The organism is Streptomyces spongiae (assembly GCF_009377185.1).
Classification (GTDB): Bacteria; Actinomycetota; Actinomycetes; order Streptomycetales; family Streptomycetaceae; genus Streptomyces; species Streptomyces spongiae.
In genome coordinates this window covers 1-18,506 of the sequence record NZ_VJZC01000159.1, presented here as the reverse complement: position 1 = coordinate 18,506, position 18,506 = coordinate 1, and the positions used below count along the sequence as shown (strand labels likewise).

Below are 18,506 nucleotides of genomic sequence, written 5' to 3'. Positions count from 1 at the left end.
CGACCAGCCCGTCGTCCACGGCGCCCGTCCCACTCACAGCGGCCTTCCCGGCCTCGGTGTCACTCGTCACGTCAGTCATCAACTGTCGCTTCCAGCTTGGGAGTTACACCATCCACCGTACAGACCCGGACCGTGGCCTGCCGGTACTTCTGACGGCGCGAGGGCGCCGAACGAGGGCCGTCCGGCAGTGGGGGCATCGCCGCGATACCGCCTCGGGTGGGAGGTCGGCGAGAGGCTTGACGCCCGTCCGTGCGACCGCGCGGACTCTACTGCCTGAGGTCGATCATGCGGACCGGCTGCCCCGTCGTGCGAGCAATGGTTTCGAAGTCGCGGTCGAAGTGGAGCAGGGTGAGGCCTGCTTCTTCCGCGGCGGCGGCCACCAGGAGATCGACGGGGCCCGCACTGCGGTGTTCCCCTTTGGCGGTCAGTTGTTCCTGGACGATGCGGGAGCGGCGGTAGATGCCGGCAGGCATGGGGCACCACGCGTAGTGGGCGTCGAGTGCAGCCTTCAGTCGCGCGCGGTCCGCGGCTGAGCGGGCGGAGTAGAGGACCTCGAGTTCCGTGATGTCGCAGATCGCGACGAGGCCGGCGCCGATCCTGTCGTCCCACTCAGTCGTGTTCTGGCCGAGCAGGACGCGGGCGAGGGCGGAGGTGTCGATGAGGTAGTCGGCGACGGTCACGGCCGGTACTGGTTCTTGTTCAGGAGAATGTCGATGTCCAGGGCTCCGTCGGTCACCAGTTGCCGTGCGTCTTCGAGTGCGCGCAGGCGCCGGTAGCGGGCGGTGACCTCGCGCAGGGCGGTGTTGATGGTGTCGCGCTTGGTGGTGGTGCCGAGTTCCTTGGCGGCTTCTTCCAGCGCCTCGTCGTCGAGGTCGATCACGGTACGGCTCAAGATGGCCTCCTCATGCACGCTGCGGCGTATATCAATATACATGATCGATTGTATATTGACTCGCGCACCCCTGGGTGGTCTGTTTCTCAGATCTGTGGCCTTGTGGTGAGCGCGTCAGAAGAGGGGTGTGCGCCAGGGACTTCCCGGTGGGCTCCTTTCAGCGTTCGAACTTCCAGGTGAGGCGGGAGGTCGTCACTTTCAGCATGGTGATCCGGATGCCGACGGCGGTGCCGTCAGTGTGCTTGCCGCTACAGGTGAGAACGGTTCCGGCGACCGCCTTCAAGCCAGTCGGACAGGTTGAGCGAGGGGGTCGAGGTGGTGCCGGAGACCAGGGTGCGTGCCCAGCCCGCCCAGGCCGAGCAACGTGGCCGCGCCGCAGGCGACGCCGACGAGGAACTTGTTGTCCGGCATGACGTACACCTGGACGTGTACCTTCAGGGGCCCCGGATCAGTGGCGTGGATCCGGCTCGCCGCCTTGCTTGCGGTGTCGTCCGCCGATCTGCAGGTCGCGTACGGCACAGGCTTCAGCCTGTGACCACTGCCATAGAGGCTCTGCCTCAGCACCCGGGGGAGAACCTCCGCGCGTTGGAAGGGGAGTCCGCTGCGGGCGGGTTGGAGATCCCCTCCCGTGCTGGGGCGCTGGGCTTGGCGTCCAGCCGGACCAGTCCATCCGGGACGCGTTCGGGACGCAGGTTGGACACAAGGATCGGAAAAGACTGACAATGGCCGAGGAAGAGAGAGGCGCCAAACCTCATCTGACCTGGGAAAACAATCAAGATGAGCATTGATCGACAAGGGTCGCCAAGATCCTCAATGGACTCATGATCCGTCGGCCGTGGGTTCGAGTCCCACCCGCCCCACTTCCGCAGGTCTCTGACCTGCGGAAACGTTCATTTTCGGGTGTTGGAGCGTCAACTTCGCCTGAACGGACTGAATCCGCTGCTCGTGGGTTTGGAGTCGGGCGTTGCTCGGGGGAGCTCCGCCCCCCTGACCTGCGGGTGAGTAGATGATCGAGGGTGTCGCTCGCGGCCTGGGCGACTGCCTTGAGGGCCGATGCCAGGACCCAGGGGCCGTACAGGGGCCGGGACGGCGCGGGCGTGTCCAGGCCGACGGTGTCTCCGGGGCGATTCATTGTCCGTTTTACCGTTGCGTGGGCATCGGGTGGACATCCTTCGTACAGCCAGTCGAATACCGGACCAGCGGAGAGGGCGGCGCGGCTGCCGGTACGTCTGGGTTCGCAGAGTGGGGGAGAAGGAAACTGCCCGAAGAGGAAAGGGCACTACAGGGTCGTCGGCGGCCTGTTTCCGAAGCCGTCCGCCCGGTGAGGCGGCCGGGGCCGCACAGGAGGTCTGAACCAGCTGTCGCTGTGAACTGGCATCCCCGCCCAGTGGTCATGGCCCTCGGCGGTCCATGAGCCGATCATGCCCGTGTGAGGACATCGCAGACGGGTGAGTCAGTTCTGTCGTGGGCCGTGGATTGCGGTCCTTCGTCAACGGTGCGGCCGTCGGCCGTCGCGCGGGCGGCCGTGAAGAGCTCGTCGCGCGGGGCATCCTTGAGCAGTTGACCTGCGCCGCCTCGATCGTCGGCAGGGTGTCGGAGTCGGCGTCGAAGCCGACAATGACGGGAACGACGTGGGGCCGTCCTTTCGGCGTGACGTTCTGGCCCCTGGGGAGCCACGCTCTCGTTCTCGCTGAACGCGGAGGCCGTCACGACACTTCGGCGAGGCTGTCGAGCACGCGCGAGTCGAAGTACTCCTCGATCCGTGCCACGAGCCCGTCGGAGTCGACCTCCAGCCGCATCATCGCCGGCATTCGGAACCGGCCTCCGGAGTGGAGCACCGCGGTCAGCGTGTACTGCAGGAACGCCTGCGAGCCGACTGTCGTGATGCGTCGGTCCTCGTAGCTCCGGCTCGTCGAGAGGGCACAGAGGTGACCGAGCATCGCAGCCATGGCATGGACGTCCTGCTCGATCTCGTCGAAGTTGTGCCAGGTGAGCGCGTCGGGTGCGAAGCAGCGGCGCACCTCGTCCATGTCGCCCTTCTCGATCGCGGCCAGCAAGGTGTTCACCGCGCTGAAGTCCGTGGGGTCCGGTTCTTTGCCCGACATCTCTTTCCTCGGTTCTCTTGGCCGCGCGGTGCGGCAATGCGTCCTGGACTTGGGTCCAGCTCTTTATGGCTGGGGCTCAGCGCCGGGCCTCGGCCACCCGACCTTTGCGGGCGCGTTCGGCGCGGTACCTGGCGAACCGCTGGAGTGCGGACGGATTGTCGGTCGAGCTGCGGTCGGCCACCTGCTCGATCTCTGTGCCCTGCAGGATGCGCTTGACCGGGACCTGGAGCTCTTCTTGCCGGTGATGGTGTGCGGGACCGCGCCTTGATCCTTCTCTGCGCCATGTCAAATGGAGCGAGTGCCTCCGGTATGTCGTCAGACGGCCTTCAGGAGCCGACGGGGCAACAGCGTGAGCTATGAGAACCCCCCCGGCGAAGGGTCTATGGGGCGATCAACTTCGACTCTTCGCCGGGGGCTCACGCCGCGCTGATGCATCTTTGCTGCTACCTCAGTCGGTCAGCTGCATCTGCATCTGAAGTTGCAGCAGTTCCTCGACGTGCCGGATCTCGACGATCCGGCCGTCGACCACGCGCGCGAGATCGATGCCGGAGCAGGTCACGTCACGGCCGGTCGCGGGCAGTCCGAACCAAGGGCCGGTGTGGGTCGCTGTGATCACCCACTGGGAGACGACCCAGCCGTCGTCCGTCTCGGCCTGGTAGACGATCTCGTGGTGAGGGTTGGTGAACCCGTCGCGCATGGCAGCGACCATTCCTTTCATCCCCTCGATCGCCGAGGGAGCCCCTGGGGGCAGGTTGTGGTCGATGAGATCGGGTGAGACCAGGGTGTCCAGCGCAGCGATATCTCCCGCGTCGAAGGCGGCGAATACGCGGATAGGGACATCGCGGGCGGAGGTGGGTTGGCTGTTCATCAGGGGTTTTCCTCTCACTGCGGTGAGCCGGCTTTCGAAGTCGGTCAGGCTGTGGGGTTGGGGTAGAAGGCGTTGATCTCGGCCAGGACGCGGTCGGGTGCTTCGTGGAGGAGGAAGTGTCCGGCGCCGGGGACGTCGGCGGAGGTGGCGTGGGGGGCGGCGTCCTGGAGGGGCGGCAGGACCATGTCGGCGAGGCCGGCCTGGGTGATCATGCGCACCGGGATGGTCAGCGGGGTCTCCTGGAACTTGGTGTTGTCGGCCTCGTCCTGGATCTCGGTCCGGTAGAGCTCGAAGCCGGCATGCAGGACCTGGGGGCGGGAGTACAGCCGGACGAACTCGGCCAGTTCATCGGCGGAGATGTTCTCGCCGGCGGTCCTCATCCCCTGGAAGAAGTGGGTGAGGAAGGTCTCGACCCGGCCGGTGACCAGTTCCTCCGCGAGCGGACGCTGCTTGTTGAAGGAGAAGTGCCAGAACATCGACTCGATGGCGGCGAACTTCAGGTTCTTGCCGGTCAGGCCGTAGTCCATGAGGAACAGGCCTGCTATCTGCTCGCGGTACTGGGCGGCCAGCGGGTAGGCGACGCTGACGCCGAAGTCGTGCGCGACGATCCGCACGTTCTCGAGGTGGCCGAGGTGGACGAGCAGCTTGTGGACGTAGGCGGCCAGGACCGCCTTGGCCCTGGAGGACGGGTTCCCAGTCGAGTCGCCAAGGCCCGGCAGGTCGATGGCGATGACGGTGCGGCCGGGCAGCAGCGAGGGCAGGACCTGGCGGTACTCGTACCAGCTCTGCGGCCAGCCGTGCAGCAGCACCATGACCTGCGGGCCGTCGCCGCCGACGACATAGTGCATCTGTACGTCGTCGATGGTGGTGAAGCCGTGCTGGAAGAGCTCGTTGAACTCGGCGTCGTCCTTGGTCGCCGCGTCGTAGCCGGGGCTGAGCGGCTCCTCCGACCCGACGGCCAGGGCGGTCGTGGAAGCTGTGGTGGAAGCGTTCATGATGGTGCGTCCTTTGTGGTGGTGGGTGCCGTCAAGCGCGGCGATACGGGTGGAGGCCTCCGCTGGTCGAGAACTCTGGGCGGAGCGCGAGCGCCGGGACGTTCAGGGGGGGAGTGCGGCCGCCCGGGGTGGGCGGTCAGACGGCGATGCCGCCGTCGACGTTCCAGCTGGTGCCAGTGATGAAGTGGGCTTCGGGGCCGGCGAGATAGGCGACGGCGCTGGCGATGTCGGCGGGCTCGGCGAATTGGTCGAGCGGCATGAGCTGCTTCAGGGATTCCGCGTACGGGCCTGAGTCAGGGGTCATGTCCGTGGTGGTGGGGCCGGGCTGCACGTTGTTGACGGTGATGCCGCGCGGACCGAGTTCGCGGGCCAGTCCCCGGGTGAGACCGGCGACAGCGGCCTTCGTCAGGGCGTAGACGGTTGCGCCGGGGAAGGGGACGCGGTCGACGATGACGCTGCCGATGGTGATGATGCGACCGCCCTGGCCGAGGTGGGGAGCGGCGGCCTGGACGGCGCTGAACACGCCCCGGACGTTGACCGCGACGAGCCGGTCGAAATCCTCCAGCGGGAAGTCCTCGATCGGCGCGGCGTGGGAGACGCCGGCGTTGTTGACGAGGATGTCCAATCCGCCGAAATGCTCCGTGGTGCGGCTGACCGCGGCCCGGACGGCTTCGTGGTCCGCGCTGTCCGCCTGCACCGCCAAGGCGCCTGTCGCCTCGGCCACGGCGTCGGCCTGGTCCTTGGCACTGGCGTAGGTGAAGGCGACCTGGGCGCCGTCGGCGGCCAGACGGCGCACGATCCCGGCACCGATTCCCCGGGACCCGCCCGTGACCAGGGCGGTTTTGCCTTCGAGGGGCCGTACGCCGGACCGGGTGGTGCCGGGGGCGAGCTGGGTGCCCATGGGGGTCTCCGATTTCTTCAGCACTTCACTTACGAACCGAACCGCTCGGTTACTATATCCACGATGACACTAACCTGAGCAAGCGCGGGATTCATTCCGCGGCGGCGAACTTTTCTCAAGGAGGCTTCGATGCCCAGCACGGGACGGCCCCGGTCCTTCGACACCGACGAGGCGCTGGAGGTGGCGATGCGGGTGTTCTGGGCCGAGGGTTACGAGGGTGCCTCGCTCGCCGCGCTGACCGAGGCCATGGGGATCAACCGGCGCAGCATCTACGCCGCCTTCGGCAACAAGGAGGAGCTGTTCCGCAAGGCCGTCGACCGCTATGTGCAGGGCCCGGGAGCCTTTGTGGCCCCGGCTCTTGAGCTTCCCACCGCCCGGCAGGTGGCCGAGGCGATGCTGCACGGAGCCGTGGACGCCCACACCGCGCCCGGCTGCCCGCGCGGCTGCCTGCTGGTGCAGTCCGCGCTGGCCGCCGGCCCGGAAAGCGAACCGGTCCGCCGCGACCTGGCCGAACGCCGCGAGGCCGGAGTGGCCGCTCTGCGGAAACGGTTCGAACAAGCCCAGGCCGAGGGCGACCTGCCACTCACTGCCGACCCGGAAACCCTCGCCCGCTATGTGCACACCGTCGGGCAGGGCCTCGCCGTGCAGGCCGCCGGCGGCGCCAGCCGAGAAGACATGCACCGCGTCGCCGACCAGGCCCTCAGTACGTGGCCAAGCTCGTGATCGGCACATTGACGATCGTTGCTGAGTCCGGCGATGGGACCTACGTACTCGGCTGACCCGATTGACGCGCTGCGACCCAGGTCCCTGCACAGTCCGGTGGACAAAATCGCCTAGTGGCGCCAGGGACGATGCTCCATCTCGGTTGCCTGGGGTGGAGCATCATCGCGTCGGTAAGGGACTCCGCTGCGCGAAGGGTTCCAGGCCCTCGGCTGAACTGGGCGGCTGCTGCCGTGGCAAGCGTCCAACTCATCGACCCTCAGGGGTCATTGAGAGGCCACAAGGGCAGGAACAGACCGACAAGCACTGCACAGGGCTGACGCTGATCAGCACGTCTGACCTGCAAGAATGGCGTGAATCGGCAATGATCGGCAAGGGCCGCCAAGATCCTCAAGGGACTCATAATCCGTCGGCCGTGGGTTCGAGTCCCACCCGCCCCACCTGTGCAGGTCTTTGACCTGCGGAAACTTTCATTTTGTCCTGTCGGATCGTCAACTTCGCCTGAACGGACTGAATCCGCTGCTCGCGAGTTCGGCTCCGTTGCGGTCGGTGTTAGTCCGCACCGCTCTCACCTGCGTAGATGTCGTGTTCCGGTGATGAGGCAGGTCTCCGCGGGTGACGTGTACGAGGCATGGGCGCCGGATTCTGGACGCTGGCTGGGCACGAGGATTTGAGAAGTGCTGCCCGGGGGCCTTCGAGTAGGCGGGTCTGCCGGGCCGGCGGCTGGGTACGGAGGCCGCCCGAACGGGGTGCGGTCCGAGCCTGGGACGCGAAAACGGCCCGTACTGGAAACGGCCCGGAAAGGACCGGCAGACATGGCGGGACGGGCCGGACTGGCGGGTCGCGCCCCACTACAGCCGCACCGGTGCTCCTGCTCATCCTGTCCATCGAGAGGCATCGATGGCCACTGCTCAGGCGTGACGTGATCCGGTGTGCAGGCGCGGGTGGGCTTGGTTTTACCGACGGGACCTGGCACCAGAACCGGCAGGGCTCGGCGGCCGCACACCCCTCAACAGAGGTATGCTCGCCCGCCGCCGAGCCCTGCCCTTTCAGGGGTGTGCTCTTGAGCAGCAGTCACTTCCGGTGTACGGACTATCCGGGGTGCCCGCCCGAGGCTCAGCGGACGCGGTTCGCCAGTTTGGTGGTGGTGTTGAGGAGGTACTCCAGCGGTCCGCGGTGGAAGAAGCGGGACCAGATCGCCGCGAACAGGGTGGCTCCGACGACGAAGCAGAGCAGCAGCTCGAAGGAGGCGGACTGCGGTGGGGTCACCGCTTCGCCGGGCAGGGCGAGGATCACCAGGATGTGGCTCACGTAGAGGGTCAGGGACATGGTTCCGACGGCGATGACTGGCGCTGCCAGCCGGCGCAGCACCGGCAGCCGGTCCACGGCCACCGTCAGGCACAGGATCACGGTGATCGCGACACCCAGGCAGCCGACGAGGTCGAACGTGGAACCGCTGTGCGGCTCGGCCGCCAGCAGCCCACAGCCGTCGGGGCCCCACAGCCCACTGCCGACCGGCAGGTCGAAGGATCCCTCTGCCATGCCGGGATCCTGCATGGCACCGCGGTCCTTGAGGACGTCGAACTCCTTCATGCCAGGCATCCCGGCCGCCATCTCCTTGGCGCCGCCGGTCAGCCGGAGCGCCAACCACGAGACGCCGTATCCGAACGCGATCAGCGCGGGCCCGACCACGGCCAGCCGCCGCCGCACGGCGCCCGAGGACAGATCAAGCCGGCCCAGCGCCATGCCGGTGACCACGAACGTCATCCAGGTGATCGCCGGGTAGAAGCCGGTGAGCAGGAAGTCGAGCACGCCCACGCCGGAGAGGCGCGCGATCGGGTCGTAGGAGTCGATGGTGTTCACGATCGATTCGCTGAGCAGCGCCCGCAGGCAGTACGCCACCTGCGGCGCGATGAGCGCGAGCGCGACCGCGATGGCCGCGAGGGTCCTGGCCCGCAGCCGCAGCAGGGGCAGGGCCAGCAGGAAGTAGACCGCGTAGAAGTTGATGATGACGCCGCCGCCGAAGTCGGTCATCGCCAGCGCGGTGCCCACCACGAGCAGGATCACGGCCCGGATCACGATCCTGGCCTTCGCCTGCCGGCCGGCCAGTCCGGTCTTCGGCTCCAGGCGGCCGGCGATCAGCACCAGCGAGAATCCGGCGAGGGTGGCGAACAGCGCCGAGGCCCGGCCGCTCGCCAGCCAGACGAACCAGGTGCCCGCGCCGTCGCCGGAGGTGGGGAAGGGATTGAAGGGGCCGACGTGCACGGCGAACATTCCGAACACGGCCACGGCACGGGCGAGGTCCACTCCGACCAACCGTGCGGTCGACGAAGGGCGTTTCGTCGCTGTGGCGGACTCGGGTGCGGGTAAGGGCTGGGTAGGCGCCTTCTTGGCGCTTTCGATCTCGGTCACCGGGACAACCTTGCCGAGGCGGGGGCGGTCGACCATCCGCCGGGCTTCAGGAGGTCCCCCGCCGGTCGGCCGACCGGTCCCCTCCGATCGGCGGGGGCCCGGTCTCGGTCGTACAGGCACGCCTGTGGTGGTCAAGCTGGTCGCCGCGATGCCGCGGGTCGGCAGGCTCACCACGAGCCGGCAGTTCTTCCGCTCCGCCTGAAGGCCGAGCGGCGTCACTTCTCATCGATATTGATCACGCAGGCGGGCGGCGGGGTGACGTCCGAACTCGCGTCGGAACGGCATCCGTGGGAAGCGACACACCCCGATGTGTCTTATCGGATGTGTCGGGCCAGTCCGGTCGCCCTGCCCATCAGCCATTCGAGCGGCCCTCGCTTTACGAAGCGGGACCAGAGGGTGGCGAGGACGGTGACGGACGCGATGAGGCCGAGCAGGATGTGCAGCGGCGGGACGGCCGATGTCTCGGTGTCCAGGAGCCAGATGGCGACGATGTGGTAGACGTACGCCGTCAGTGACATCGAGCCGACCGCGATGACGGGCCCCGCCAGGCGGCGCAGCCGGGGAAAGGCGTCCATGGCGGCCAGGCACGCGGTGATCACCAGGATCGCCACACCCGTGGCGGCCATGATGGACAGGGTCGCCTCGCTGTGCGGGGCTGAGGCCAGCATCCCGGCGGGGGTGTCGCCGAAGATGCCGATGCTGTCGGGCGACACGGACGACACGGACGACACGGACGACATGCCCGGCCCCTCTTCGGCTTTCCGGACGGCTTCGGCGGCACCGGGTACGAGACGCACCGCGAGCCAGGAGCCGCCGTAGCCGGTGACGGCGAGGGCGACGCCGGTGAGGGCGAGGCGCATCCGGACAGCCTTGGCAGCCAGGTCGCAGCGGGCGACAGCCATACCGGCGATCACGAACGGGACCCAGGTCAGGGCCGGATAACCGCCGGTGAAGAACAGTGAGACGAGGCCGTCGGCCTGGCCGTAGGAGAGGAACACGCGGCCGCCGACCACCGGCTTCAGCGCGTACAGCAGCTGCGGACCCACCAGGGCCCATCCTGCGGCGATCAACGCCAGTGGCTTGGCGCCCAGCCGGTACAGCGGCAGCACGAGCAGGAAGAACAGTCCGTAGAAAGCGAGGATCGGCACGACCGGAGTGCCCGTCAGGGTCAGGGCGGTGCCAAGGGCCAGCAGGATCACGGCCCTGATGATCACCTTGGCGACGGCCTGCCGGCCGGCCAGGCCGGTCTTCGGTGTGCGGCGGCCGGTGATGAGGGCGACCGCGAAGCCGGCCAGGACGGCGAACAGGGCGGATGAGCGGCCTTGCGCCAGTTCCATCAGGAAGCCGATGACCCCGCCCTGGCTGGGGGCGGGGCCTACGTGGACCGCGTACATGCCGAAGACGGCCAGGCCGCGGGCCAGGTCCAGCCCTATCAGCCGGCCCACGCCGGGCGCGCCGGTCGAGGGCTCGCTGCGCTCGCGTTCGGGGGACGGCGCGTCGGCCGTAAGCGGCGGGGAGTCTGGGTGATGGGTCATGACCCTCAGGCTGGAGACCCGGGCCGATCACGGACTATCCGGCAGAAGGCTGCCGTGTCCCTGCCGAGTGGTGGGTGCTACCCCGCCGTGTGGCTGGAGCTGCCGCTCGCCGGGCCGCAGGAGCTCTACGTGGCTTTAGGGTCGAGTCGACATGGGCCGGACGGCATGAACGACGGTGAGGCGGAGCGCGTGATCCGGGTAGTGGTGGTCGACGACGAGGCACTGGTCCGCTCGGGCTTCGAACTCATTCTGGGCGCGTCCGAGGACATCGAGGTCGTCGCGACCGCGAGCGGCGGCCACGCGGTGGAGGCCGTCCGGCGGGAGCGGCCGGACGTGGTCCTGCTGGACATCCGGATGCCGGACGTCGACGGGCTCACCGTCCTGCGCGAGCTGCGGACGATGCCGGATCCGCCGGTGGTGGCGATGCTGACCACGTTCGACGCCGACGAGTACATCCTGACCGCGCTGAACTCGGGCGCGGCCGGTTTCCTGCTCAAGGACACGGAGCCGGAGCAGCTTGCCCACCTGGTGCGGACCCTGGTCGCGGGCGGTGTGGTGCTGTCGCCCAAGGCGTCGCGGACGCTGGTGCACAGCCACCCCGGCACCGAGGCGGCCGTCGACGAGGAGGCCGCGCGTGTCCGGCTGCTCACCGCGCGGGAGCGCGACGTCCTCGTCCTGGTGGCGGAGGGGCTGTCGAACGCCGACATCGGGGCGCGTATCCACCTGGGGGCGGGCACGGTGAAGGACCACGTCAGCGCGATCCTCACGAAGCTGCGGGTGACGAGCCGGGTGCAGGCCGCGCTGCTGGCGCAGCGGGCCGGGCTGCTCGACGATCGCCCGCGGTCGGAGGCCGGCCGATGAGCCGTGCACGTGCCGTGTGGCAGCGGGTTCCCGCGCCGGTCGTCGACATCGTCCTGGTGGCGGTGGCGGCCGTGGATGTGCTGGTGGTGGACATGTGGGAGCACACGCGTCCCGAGGTCACGCTGGCCGCGGTCGGCTGCGCCGCGTTGGCGTTCCGGCGCAGGTTCCCGCTCGGCGTCTTCCTGCTCACCCTGCCCATCGCGCTGATGCAGGATGTCGCCGTCGCTGTGCTCGCGGCGCTGTTCACGCTGGCCGAACGCTCCCGCAACCGCCGTCTCCTCGCGGTGTGCGTCGTCCTGGCCGCCGTCGCGAGCAGTACTCCGTGGCCCCTGGCCGAGGCGGACCGAACCATGACGCTGGTCTTCTTCGTGTACGGCCTGGCAACCAGCGTCGCCCCGGTCCTCTTCGGCCAGCTTCTCCAGGCACGACGGGACCTGGCGCGGCGGCTGGCCGAGGTCGAGGAGGCCAGGGAGCACGAGCGGACCCTGCACGCCCAGGCCGTGCTCGCCCGTGAACGCGCCCAGCTGGCCCGCGAGATGCACGACGTGGTCTCCCACCAGGTCAGCCTGATCGCCGTACGGGCCGGGGCGTTGCAGGTCGCCGCGCGGGACGCGGACGCCAAGGAGGCCGCCCGCACGATCCGTTCGCTGAGCGTCACCACCCTCGACGAGCTGCGCACCATGGTCACGCTGCTGCGCGCCTCCGGCGGCAAATCCACCGAGCTGACGCCGCAGCCCACCTTGGCCGACCTGCGCAAACTGGTCGAATCCAGCGGCACTCACACGGAGCTGACGGGTGAGCTGCCGCCCACCGTGGGCACACCCGCCCAACGCGCCCTTTACCGCACGGTTCAGGAGGCGCTGACCAACGTCCGCAAGCACGCCCCCGGCGCCAACGCTCGCGTCGAGCTGTGGCAGGACGGGGACGGTATTGGAGTGACCGTCACCAACACCCCTCCCACGCGCCCCTCCCTCTCCTTGCCCGGTTCGCAGCAGGGCTTGGTCGGCCTGCGGGAACGGGCCGAGATCCTGCACGGCTCCCTGGACGCGGGCCCGACTGCTCAGGGCGGCTACCGGGTGCGGCTGAGGGTTCCCCTGAGCGCGGACTGACATGCTGTTCTGCCGGCTTGCGGCTTGAGGCTCACACGTGAGCCTCAACCGGCAGCGCACGCCGACGCCCCTGGACCGTGCTCCGCCGGCTTGCCTTGTGTCCAGCTCCCCGTCCCGACCGTGTCCGGTGCCGCGTCAGCCCGTTGAGGATCCCGGAACCAGGCTGACAGCCCTGATCACCGCCTCACTTCAGCAGGGTGCTGACCAAGGCGACGGCCACTCCCAAGAGCGCGTCAGTACCGCCGATCCTGACGGCTCGTCCCCACGTACGGCCTGCGGCCCGGGAGACGAGCAGGCCCCAGCCCAGGAGCAGGACGGTGTTGGTTCCGAAGGCGACGTACTCGATGCCTGTGGAGTGCCACCAGCCAAGGCCCGCCCCCCACAGCAGCAGTGTGGTGGGCAACGCCGCCACTACCAGCGGCCATTCGGCGAGGCCTGCGCGCACCACTCCCCGTATGCCGGGATGGCCCTGAGCATCGCGGCGAGCGATCTGGTGGGCGTATCCATGAGCCAGGGCCGAGGCAAGGGCGGTGAACAGGACCCACACGGCGTCGTCCATGCGCGCCGCCCGAGTCACCTCGCCGAACTGCGTGAGCGCGGCAACGGCCGAACTCGACACCAGGAGCCCGTACACGCCGCCGAACAGCGCAGTCGGCTGGGCCGGCCAGTCCCATAGCCCACGTCTGCAACGGATGGCCGACTCGGTGCGCATAGGGGGACTTTCGCGGTCTTGGTTCCCTTGGGGGTCGGTGCGTGAGGTTGTCCGGCCGGGACTGGGACAGTGGAAGACCGGACAACCTTGCGTGTGGTGGGTCATCGCGCGGGGGCCAGGAGCTGGGTGGCCGCCAGCCGCGCGTACAGCCGGTCCTGGTCCACCAGTTCCTCATGGGTGCCCACGGCCCGGACCCGGCCGGCGTCCATGACGACGATCCGGTCAGCGCCTGTCACCGTCGACAGGCGGTGGGCCACCACCAGCACAGTGGTCTCCCGGGCCACGTCCGCGATGACGTCCCGCAGCGCGAGCTCGTTGACGGCGTCGAGCTGCGAGGTCGCCTCGTCCAGGAGCAACAACCGGGGCTTGCGGAGCAGGGCGCGGGCGATGGCGATGCGTTGCCGCTCGCCGCCCGACAGCTTCGAGCCGCGGTGGCCGACCGGGGTGTCCAGGCCGTGGGGCAGACGCTCGACGAGGGTGTCGAGCTTCGTGCGGGCCAGGACATCGCGGAGGGCGTCGTCCGTCGCATTGGGCGCGGCAAAGACGAGGTTCTCGCGGAGCGTGCCGGCCAGCACCGGGGGCGTCCTGCTCGACGTATCCGATGGCGGACCGCAGTGGGGACAGCGGCCAGTGCCGTACGTCCTTGCCGTCGACCAGGACCCGGCCACCGGTGGCCTCGTGGAACCGCTCGATGAGCGCGAAGATCGTCGACTTGCCCGCACCCGAGGGGCCCACGAAGGCCGTCATCCCAGCACCCGGTACCTCGAAACGCACCCGCTGATGGACGTACGGCAGGCCCGGACGGTAGCGGAAGGACACGTCCTCGAAACGGACCGACGCCGGACCCGGCGCGGCTGTCCCCTGCCGGGGCAGGGCGTCCGCCTGCCGAGCGGGCGATTCCGTCGAGAGGCGTTCCACGGCCGCGATGCGGGAGGCCGCGGCCGCCCCCTCCTGATAGGAGGTCACGGCGTCGACCAGCTTGGACACCGGCTCGATCAGATAGAAGAGGTACAGCAGGAAGGCGATGAGGGTGGACACGGGGATCTCCCCGGTCGCCACCCGCGCCCCGCCGACCGCGAGCACCGCGAGGAAGGCCAGCTGTACGGCGAGTTCGTCGGCCGAGCCCGCCACGGCCTCCCACTTCGCGCTCTTCACACCGTGCCGCCACGCCCGCCGCGCCGCCGCCACCACCCGAGCGGTCTCCCGCTCCTCGGCACCGGACGCCTTCACCGTGCGAAACGCCCCGAGAGACCGCTCCAATCCGACGGAGATCTCCCCGACCGCCTTCTGCGACCGCTCGGTGGCCCGCGCGATCTGCGGCATCACCAGCGCGGCGGCCCCACCGACCAACACGATCACACCGAGCGTCACACCCAGCAGCACGACGTCCAGGAACGCCATCACCACGACCGCCGCGACGAAGGCCACGGTGCCGGTGGCCGCGGAGACGACCGCCTGGGTGCTGACCGCCCGCAGCAGCGTGGTGTCCGAAGTGACCCGGGACATCAGATCACCCGGCGGGATCCGCTCCCACTCCGAGATCCGCAACCGCAACAGCCGCCCCACCAGGGTGCGCCGCGCGGCCAGGACCACCGACTCCGCCGTCCTCTCCAGCACATACGCGCCGAACGCCTCGACCGCCGTGCCCAGCACCACCAGGACGGTGAGCGCGATCAGGATCCCGGCGATGGTCTCACCGGAGGCCAGCCGGTCCACCAGCGCCTTCGTGGCCAGCGGCTGCAGCAGCCCCCCGGCGGCCCCGACCAGGGCGCACAACAGACCGAGGGCGACCGCCCACCGGTGCGGCCGCACATACGCGCCCAGTGTCTTGATCGTCTCCCGGGCGGACAGGGACGGCTCATCCGTCGGGAACGGCTCATCCGTCGGGAACGGCTCATCCGTCGTCGGAGCGGATGCGGTGTTCACGAAGTTCCCTTCTTCTGCGGTGTCGCGGCGTCACAACCCGGTACGCGGGCCGAAGTGCCGGGGCAGTCCTCGCGCTCCTTGTGTCGGCGCGGTCTGTCATGCCTGCAGTCTTCAAGCCCGGCCGCCACGGGCCCATCCGGCAACCGTCGGGTCCACCCCCGCCAAGTGCCGAACAACACTGCCCGTCCGGTCGCACCGGACCGACCGGTCAGGGCGAGACTCCGCCTGTCGGCAGGGCGGTACCCGCCGATCGGCGGGGGAGAGCCCGAAGACTGCCGGATGGTCCGCCCCCGGACGTCCACGCGAGGTTCTCCGTATGACACAGACACAGCCGCCGCAGGAGACATCAGCTCCCCAGGAGAACTCGCCTCCGCCGCCCCAGACCTCCCCCGAGTCCCCGGCCTCGCCCGGTCCCTCGATGGGACGCCTCGTCGGGGTGGACCTGGCCCGGGCGCTGGCGGTGTTCGGCATGTACGTCGTGCACATCGGCCCCCCGCTGTCCGCCACGACTGGCGTCGGCAGCTGGATCCGATACATATCGGACGGTCACTCGTCGGTCCTGTTCGCCACCCTCGCCGGGTTCTCCCTGATGCTGCTCGCCGGCCGCCGCGAGCCCAAGACCGGCCAGGCGGGCCGGCAGGCGAGGGCCCGCATTGCGATCCGCGCCGTGATCCTGCTGGCGCTGGGCACCGTGATGGCGATGGAGTACGGGGGCGTGATCATCCTCGGCTTCTACGGCGTCTACTTCCTCCTCGCCCTGCCCCTGGTGCGGCTGAGCGCCAGGACCCTCGCGATCATCGCGGCCGCGTTCGCCCTCGTCACACCGCAGCTGGCGTTCGTCCTCAGCTCGCTGCTGACCCCGTCGGTCCAGCAGAGCATCAACACCTACGACCCGCTCCGCCACCTCAGCGAGGTCGGCGTCCTCGATCTGCTGCTCACCGGCTTCTACCCGGCGCTCACTTGGATGTCGTTCGTCATCGCGGGCATGGCGCTGGGCCGCCTCGACCTCTCCTGCGGCACCATCCTGAAGCGCCTGGCCGCGCTCGGCGCCACCCTCACCGCGGCCGCCTACGGCATGTCCCTGCTGCTCGCCGGCAAGGGCGCGTTGCGGAGCCTCGCGGAAGACGGGCCGTCGTCCGGCGGCTCCGGTTCGATGCCCACCGGCAGCGGGTCGATGCCCGCTGATGCAGGGTCGTTCCCCGACATGTCCGCGTCGTTTCTCCTGAAGGCCGGGCCGCACAGCGGAACCACGTTCGACATCATCGGCAGCGTCGGAATCGCGATCCTCGTGATCGTGGGCGCGACGGTGGCGATGGACCGCCTGCCGCGACTGCGCCGCCTGGCCAAGCCGGTCATCGCCGTGGGCACCATGTCCCTGACCGCCTACGTCGGCCACTTCCTCGCACAGACCGCATTTTCCACGCCCGCCGGAACCGGCACCCAGCAGTCCTGGCTGCCCCTGATCATGTACGTCCTCGGAGCCATCCTGTTCGCCGCGATCTGGTCCCGCTTCTTCCGCCGCGGCCCCCTGGAGTACCTGCTCAACGCCGCCACCAAGCCTGCGAAGCACCTGCGATGAGACCCGAGCCGGGGTGTGAACTTCCACACTCCACCCCGGCCCGGGCCGCTCATGGATCCAGCATCTGCCGCTGCTGCCCCAACGCCCATCCGGACAGGTAGTGCTGGAGCAGCCTCCGAACAACCCGCACTAGAAGATTTCGAGACCCTCTCATCAGCTGGGGAGAGGATCCTTGAACCGGGTGTGCGCGTCCGTCCAGAGCGCGTTCTGGACGCAGGTTGGACACAAGGATCGGAAAAGACTGACAAGGGCTGGGAAGGACTGAGGCGCCAAACCTCGTCTGAGCTGGGAAAACGGCCAAGATGAGCATGGATCGACAAGGGCCGCCAAGATCCTCAAAGGACTCATAATCCGTCGGCCGTGGGTTCGAGTCCCACCCGCTCCACCTGTGCAGATCGCTGACCTGCGGAAACGTTCATTTTTGGGTGCCGGAGCGTCAACTTTGCCTGAACGGACTGAATCCGCTGCTCGTGGGTTTGAAGGCGGGCGGTGCTCGGGGGAGCTCCACCCCCTGACCTGCGGGTGAGTAGATGATCGAGGGTGTCGCTCGCGGCCTGGGCGACTGCCTTGAGGGCCGATGCCAGGACCCAGGGGTCGTACAGGGGCCGGGACGGCGCAGACGTGTCCAGGCCGACGGTGTTTCGGGGTCGAGTACCGGGCCGGCGGCGGAGGAGGCAGTGCTGATGCCGGCGCGGCGGGTGCGCGGACGCGGTAGGGCGACGTCGGCTGCCGTCTGTGCTGTGGAAAACCTGTCGCTGCTGAGGAAGTGTGCCACCGCAGCAGGTGCCGTGGTTTTGCCGGTTCAGGTGAAGCCCGGCTGGAGTCGGCCCGGCAGTCCCATTCCGGGTGCGGCAGGAATGTACGGCGATCTGTCAGAGCGGTCCTCCCACTCACCGGTTGGGCCCCGCCCGGGCGGCCGGACCGGCATGCGGGCTGGTCACCGGTGCTGCGCCGTGCCCAGCTCGTCGGTGTACCGGCCGAGGACGTCCTCGGCGGTGGGGGCGGGGCCGAACAGCTGCTCCTGGCGGCGGGGGTCGGCGACGTAGCGGCCGCTGTCGAACCAGCTGAACATCGCGGCCATGTCCTTGACCAGGGGCATGAAGCGTCCGGCCATGGCTCCTGCGGCGCGGGCGACGACGGAGGGGACGGCCCGTACCTTGATCTCCTTTCCGGCCCGGTTGCCCATCAGGTCGGCCATCCCGCGCATGCTGACCGGACGGTCCCAGCCGATGTCGATGCGCTCACCGTTGTCTGCCTCGACGTCGACGGCGGCCGCCAGGTACGCCGCGAGGTCTGAGGTGTGGACGAAGGTCAGCGGGACGGTGGTCTTGCCGATCCACGCCAGGCGGCCCTTGTCGATCGGGTTGCCCGCCATGGTCGCGATCTGGTCGAGGAAGGCCCCCGGCCGCAGTGCGATGAACGGGACGTCGAGCTGTTCGAGCTTGTCCTCGGCGAGCTTCTTGTGCCAGAAGTGCGGGACCTGGGGCGTCTGGTCGCTGGTGAGGATGCTGGTCAGGACGAACCGCCGGATGCCGGTGCGGTGGGCGGCCTCAGCGAGGTTGGCGTTGCCGACGGTGTCGATGTCGTGCGCGTTCTTGCCGCCGCGGGTGTAGCCGGCAGCGGTGGTGATGACGGCATCGGCGCCGTTCATGGCGGCGACGAGCGAGTCGAGGTCGAGCATGTCGCCGCGGGCGATCTCGACACCCCGGTTTTCGAGCCTGCTCGCGTCGGTGGTCGGCCGGACCAGGGCGCGGACGTTCCTACCGCGCCTCAGCAGTTCGTCGACGACCTTGCCGCCGAGGGAACCGGTCGCGCCGACGACGAGGACGGGGAGGGTGGTGGTCATGGGGGTCTCACTTTTCCATCAGGTCAGTGGTGGTGGGGGGAATTG

General features: G+C 68.9%; 15 protein-coding genes and 2 pseudogenes. 4 read left to right on the top strand and 13 right to left on the bottom strand.

What is annotated here, in order from left to right:
- Nucleotides 1-266: 266 nt before the first annotated feature.
- The 8 genes and pseudogenes from FNH08_RS21910 to FNH08_RS21880 all read right to left on the bottom strand — a co-directional run bounded on the left by FNH08_RS21910 (nt 267) and on the right by FNH08_RS21880 (nt 5,761).
- Complete coding sequence (locus tag FNH08_RS21910) at nt 267-680, bottom strand: PIN domain nuclease (RefSeq protein ID WP_322725069.1); 414 nt, start codon at nt 678-680, stop codon at nt 267-269.
- Nucleotides 677-892, bottom strand: coding sequence for a type II toxin-antitoxin system VapB family antitoxin (locus FNH08_RS21905; protein ID WP_031047790.1), 216 nt, complete (start codon nt 890-892; stop codon nt 677-679). Before FNH08_RS21905 ends, FNH08_RS21910 begins: the two co-directional genes overlap by 4 nt.
- 279 nt (nt 893-1,171) lie before the next feature.
- Nucleotides 1,172-1,303 (bottom strand): hypothetical protein, encoded by a 132-nt coding sequence (locus FNH08_RS53150; protein ID WP_265579786.1) that lies wholly within the window; start codon nt 1,301-1,303, stop codon nt 1,172-1,174.
- A 1,080-nt stretch (nt 1,304-2,383) separates the two neighbouring features.
- Nucleotides 2,384-2,499: pseudogene (locus FNH08_RS52120) on the bottom strand (DNA-binding response regulator); the annotation flags it as partial.
- 99 nt (nt 2,500-2,598) lie between these two features.
- The gene (locus FNH08_RS21895; protein ID WP_152773194.1) at nt 2,599-2,997 is read right to left on the bottom strand and encodes a nuclear transport factor 2 family protein; all 399 of its coding nucleotides are present in this window, start codon (nt 2,995-2,997) and stop codon (nt 2,599-2,601) included.
- 448 nt (nt 2,998-3,445) lie between these two features.
- Entirely contained in the window at nt 3,446-3,865 is a 420-nt protein-coding gene (locus FNH08_RS21890; protein ID WP_152773193.1) for an ester cyclase, read from the bottom strand.
- A 44-nt stretch (nt 3,866-3,909) separates the two neighbouring features.
- Complete coding sequence (locus tag FNH08_RS21885) at nt 3,910-4,860, bottom strand: alpha/beta fold hydrolase (protein ID WP_152773192.1); 951 nt, start codon at nt 4,858-4,860, stop codon at nt 3,910-3,912.
- 136 nt (nt 4,861-4,996) lie between these two features.
- Nucleotides 4,997-5,761: a 3-oxoacyl-ACP reductase family protein gene (locus FNH08_RS21880; RefSeq protein ID WP_152773191.1), complete on the bottom strand. Its 765-nt coding sequence runs from the start codon at nt 5,759-5,761 to the stop codon at nt 4,997-4,999.
- 129 nt (nt 5,762-5,890) lie between these two features.
- Here FNH08_RS21880 and FNH08_RS21875 point away from each other — a divergent pair, with 129 nt between their 5' ends.
- Nucleotides 5,891-6,484 carry a TetR/AcrR family transcriptional regulator gene (locus FNH08_RS21875; protein WP_152773190.1) on the top strand — a complete coding sequence of 198 codons (594 nt, stop codon included), beginning with the start codon at nt 5,891-5,893 and terminating at the stop codon, nt 6,482-6,484.
- A 1,113-nt stretch (nt 6,485-7,597) separates the two neighbouring features.
- Here FNH08_RS21875 and FNH08_RS21870 read toward each other — a convergent pair.
- On the bottom strand, nt 7,598-8,893 hold the full coding sequence (locus FNH08_RS21870; protein WP_322725066.1) for a DUF418 domain-containing protein: 1,296 nt from the start codon (nt 8,891-8,893) through the stop codon (nt 7,598-7,600).
- Nucleotides 8,894-9,207: 314 nt separating this feature from the next.
- A complete protein-coding gene (locus FNH08_RS21865) occupies nt 9,208-10,428 on the bottom strand; it encodes a DUF418 domain-containing protein (RefSeq protein ID WP_152773188.1) in 1,221 nt (406 codons plus the stop codon).
- Nucleotides 10,429-10,593: 165 nt separating this feature from the next.
- On the opposite strand from FNH08_RS21865, the gene FNH08_RS21860 reads away from it, so the two are divergent.
- Both FNH08_RS21860 and FNH08_RS21855 read left to right on the top strand, forming a co-directional pair.
- Nucleotides 10,594-11,289 carry a response regulator gene (locus FNH08_RS21860; protein ID WP_152773187.1) on the top strand — a complete coding sequence of 232 codons (696 nt, stop codon included), beginning with the start codon at nt 10,594-10,596 and terminating at the stop codon, nt 11,287-11,289.
- On the top strand, nt 11,286-12,398 hold the full coding sequence (locus FNH08_RS21855) for a sensor histidine kinase (RefSeq protein WP_152773186.1): 1,113 nt from the start codon (nt 11,286-11,288) through the stop codon (nt 12,396-12,398). The genes FNH08_RS21860 and FNH08_RS21855 overlap by 4 nt, the downstream gene beginning before the upstream one ends.
- A gap of 184 nt (nt 12,399-12,582) precedes the next feature.
- Here FNH08_RS21855 and FNH08_RS21850 read toward each other — a convergent pair whose 3' ends face one another.
- Nucleotides 12,583-13,110, bottom strand: a complete 528-nt coding sequence (locus tag FNH08_RS21850) for a hypothetical protein (RefSeq protein ID WP_152773185.1) — start codon at nt 13,108-13,110, stop codon at nt 12,583-12,585.
- A gap of 101 nt (nt 13,111-13,211) precedes the next feature.
- A pseudogene (locus FNH08_RS21845) lies at nt 13,212-15,036 on the bottom strand (ABC transporter ATP-binding protein).
- A 316-nt stretch (nt 15,037-15,352) separates the two neighbouring features.
- Between FNH08_RS21845 and FNH08_RS21840 the strand changes: the two are divergent.
- The gene (locus FNH08_RS21840; protein ID WP_194238560.1) at nt 15,353-16,615 is read left to right on the top strand and encodes a DUF418 domain-containing protein; all 1,263 of its coding nucleotides are present in this window, start codon (nt 15,353-15,355) and stop codon (nt 16,613-16,615) included.
- A gap of 937 nt (nt 16,616-17,552) precedes the next feature.
- On the opposite strand, the gene FNH08_RS21835 is transcribed toward FNH08_RS21840, so the two are convergent.
- On the bottom strand, nt 17,553-18,461 hold the full coding sequence (locus FNH08_RS21835; RefSeq protein WP_152773184.1) for an SDR family oxidoreductase: 909 nt from the start codon (nt 18,459-18,461) through the stop codon (nt 17,553-17,555).
- Nucleotides 18,462-18,506 lie beyond the last annotated feature (45 nt).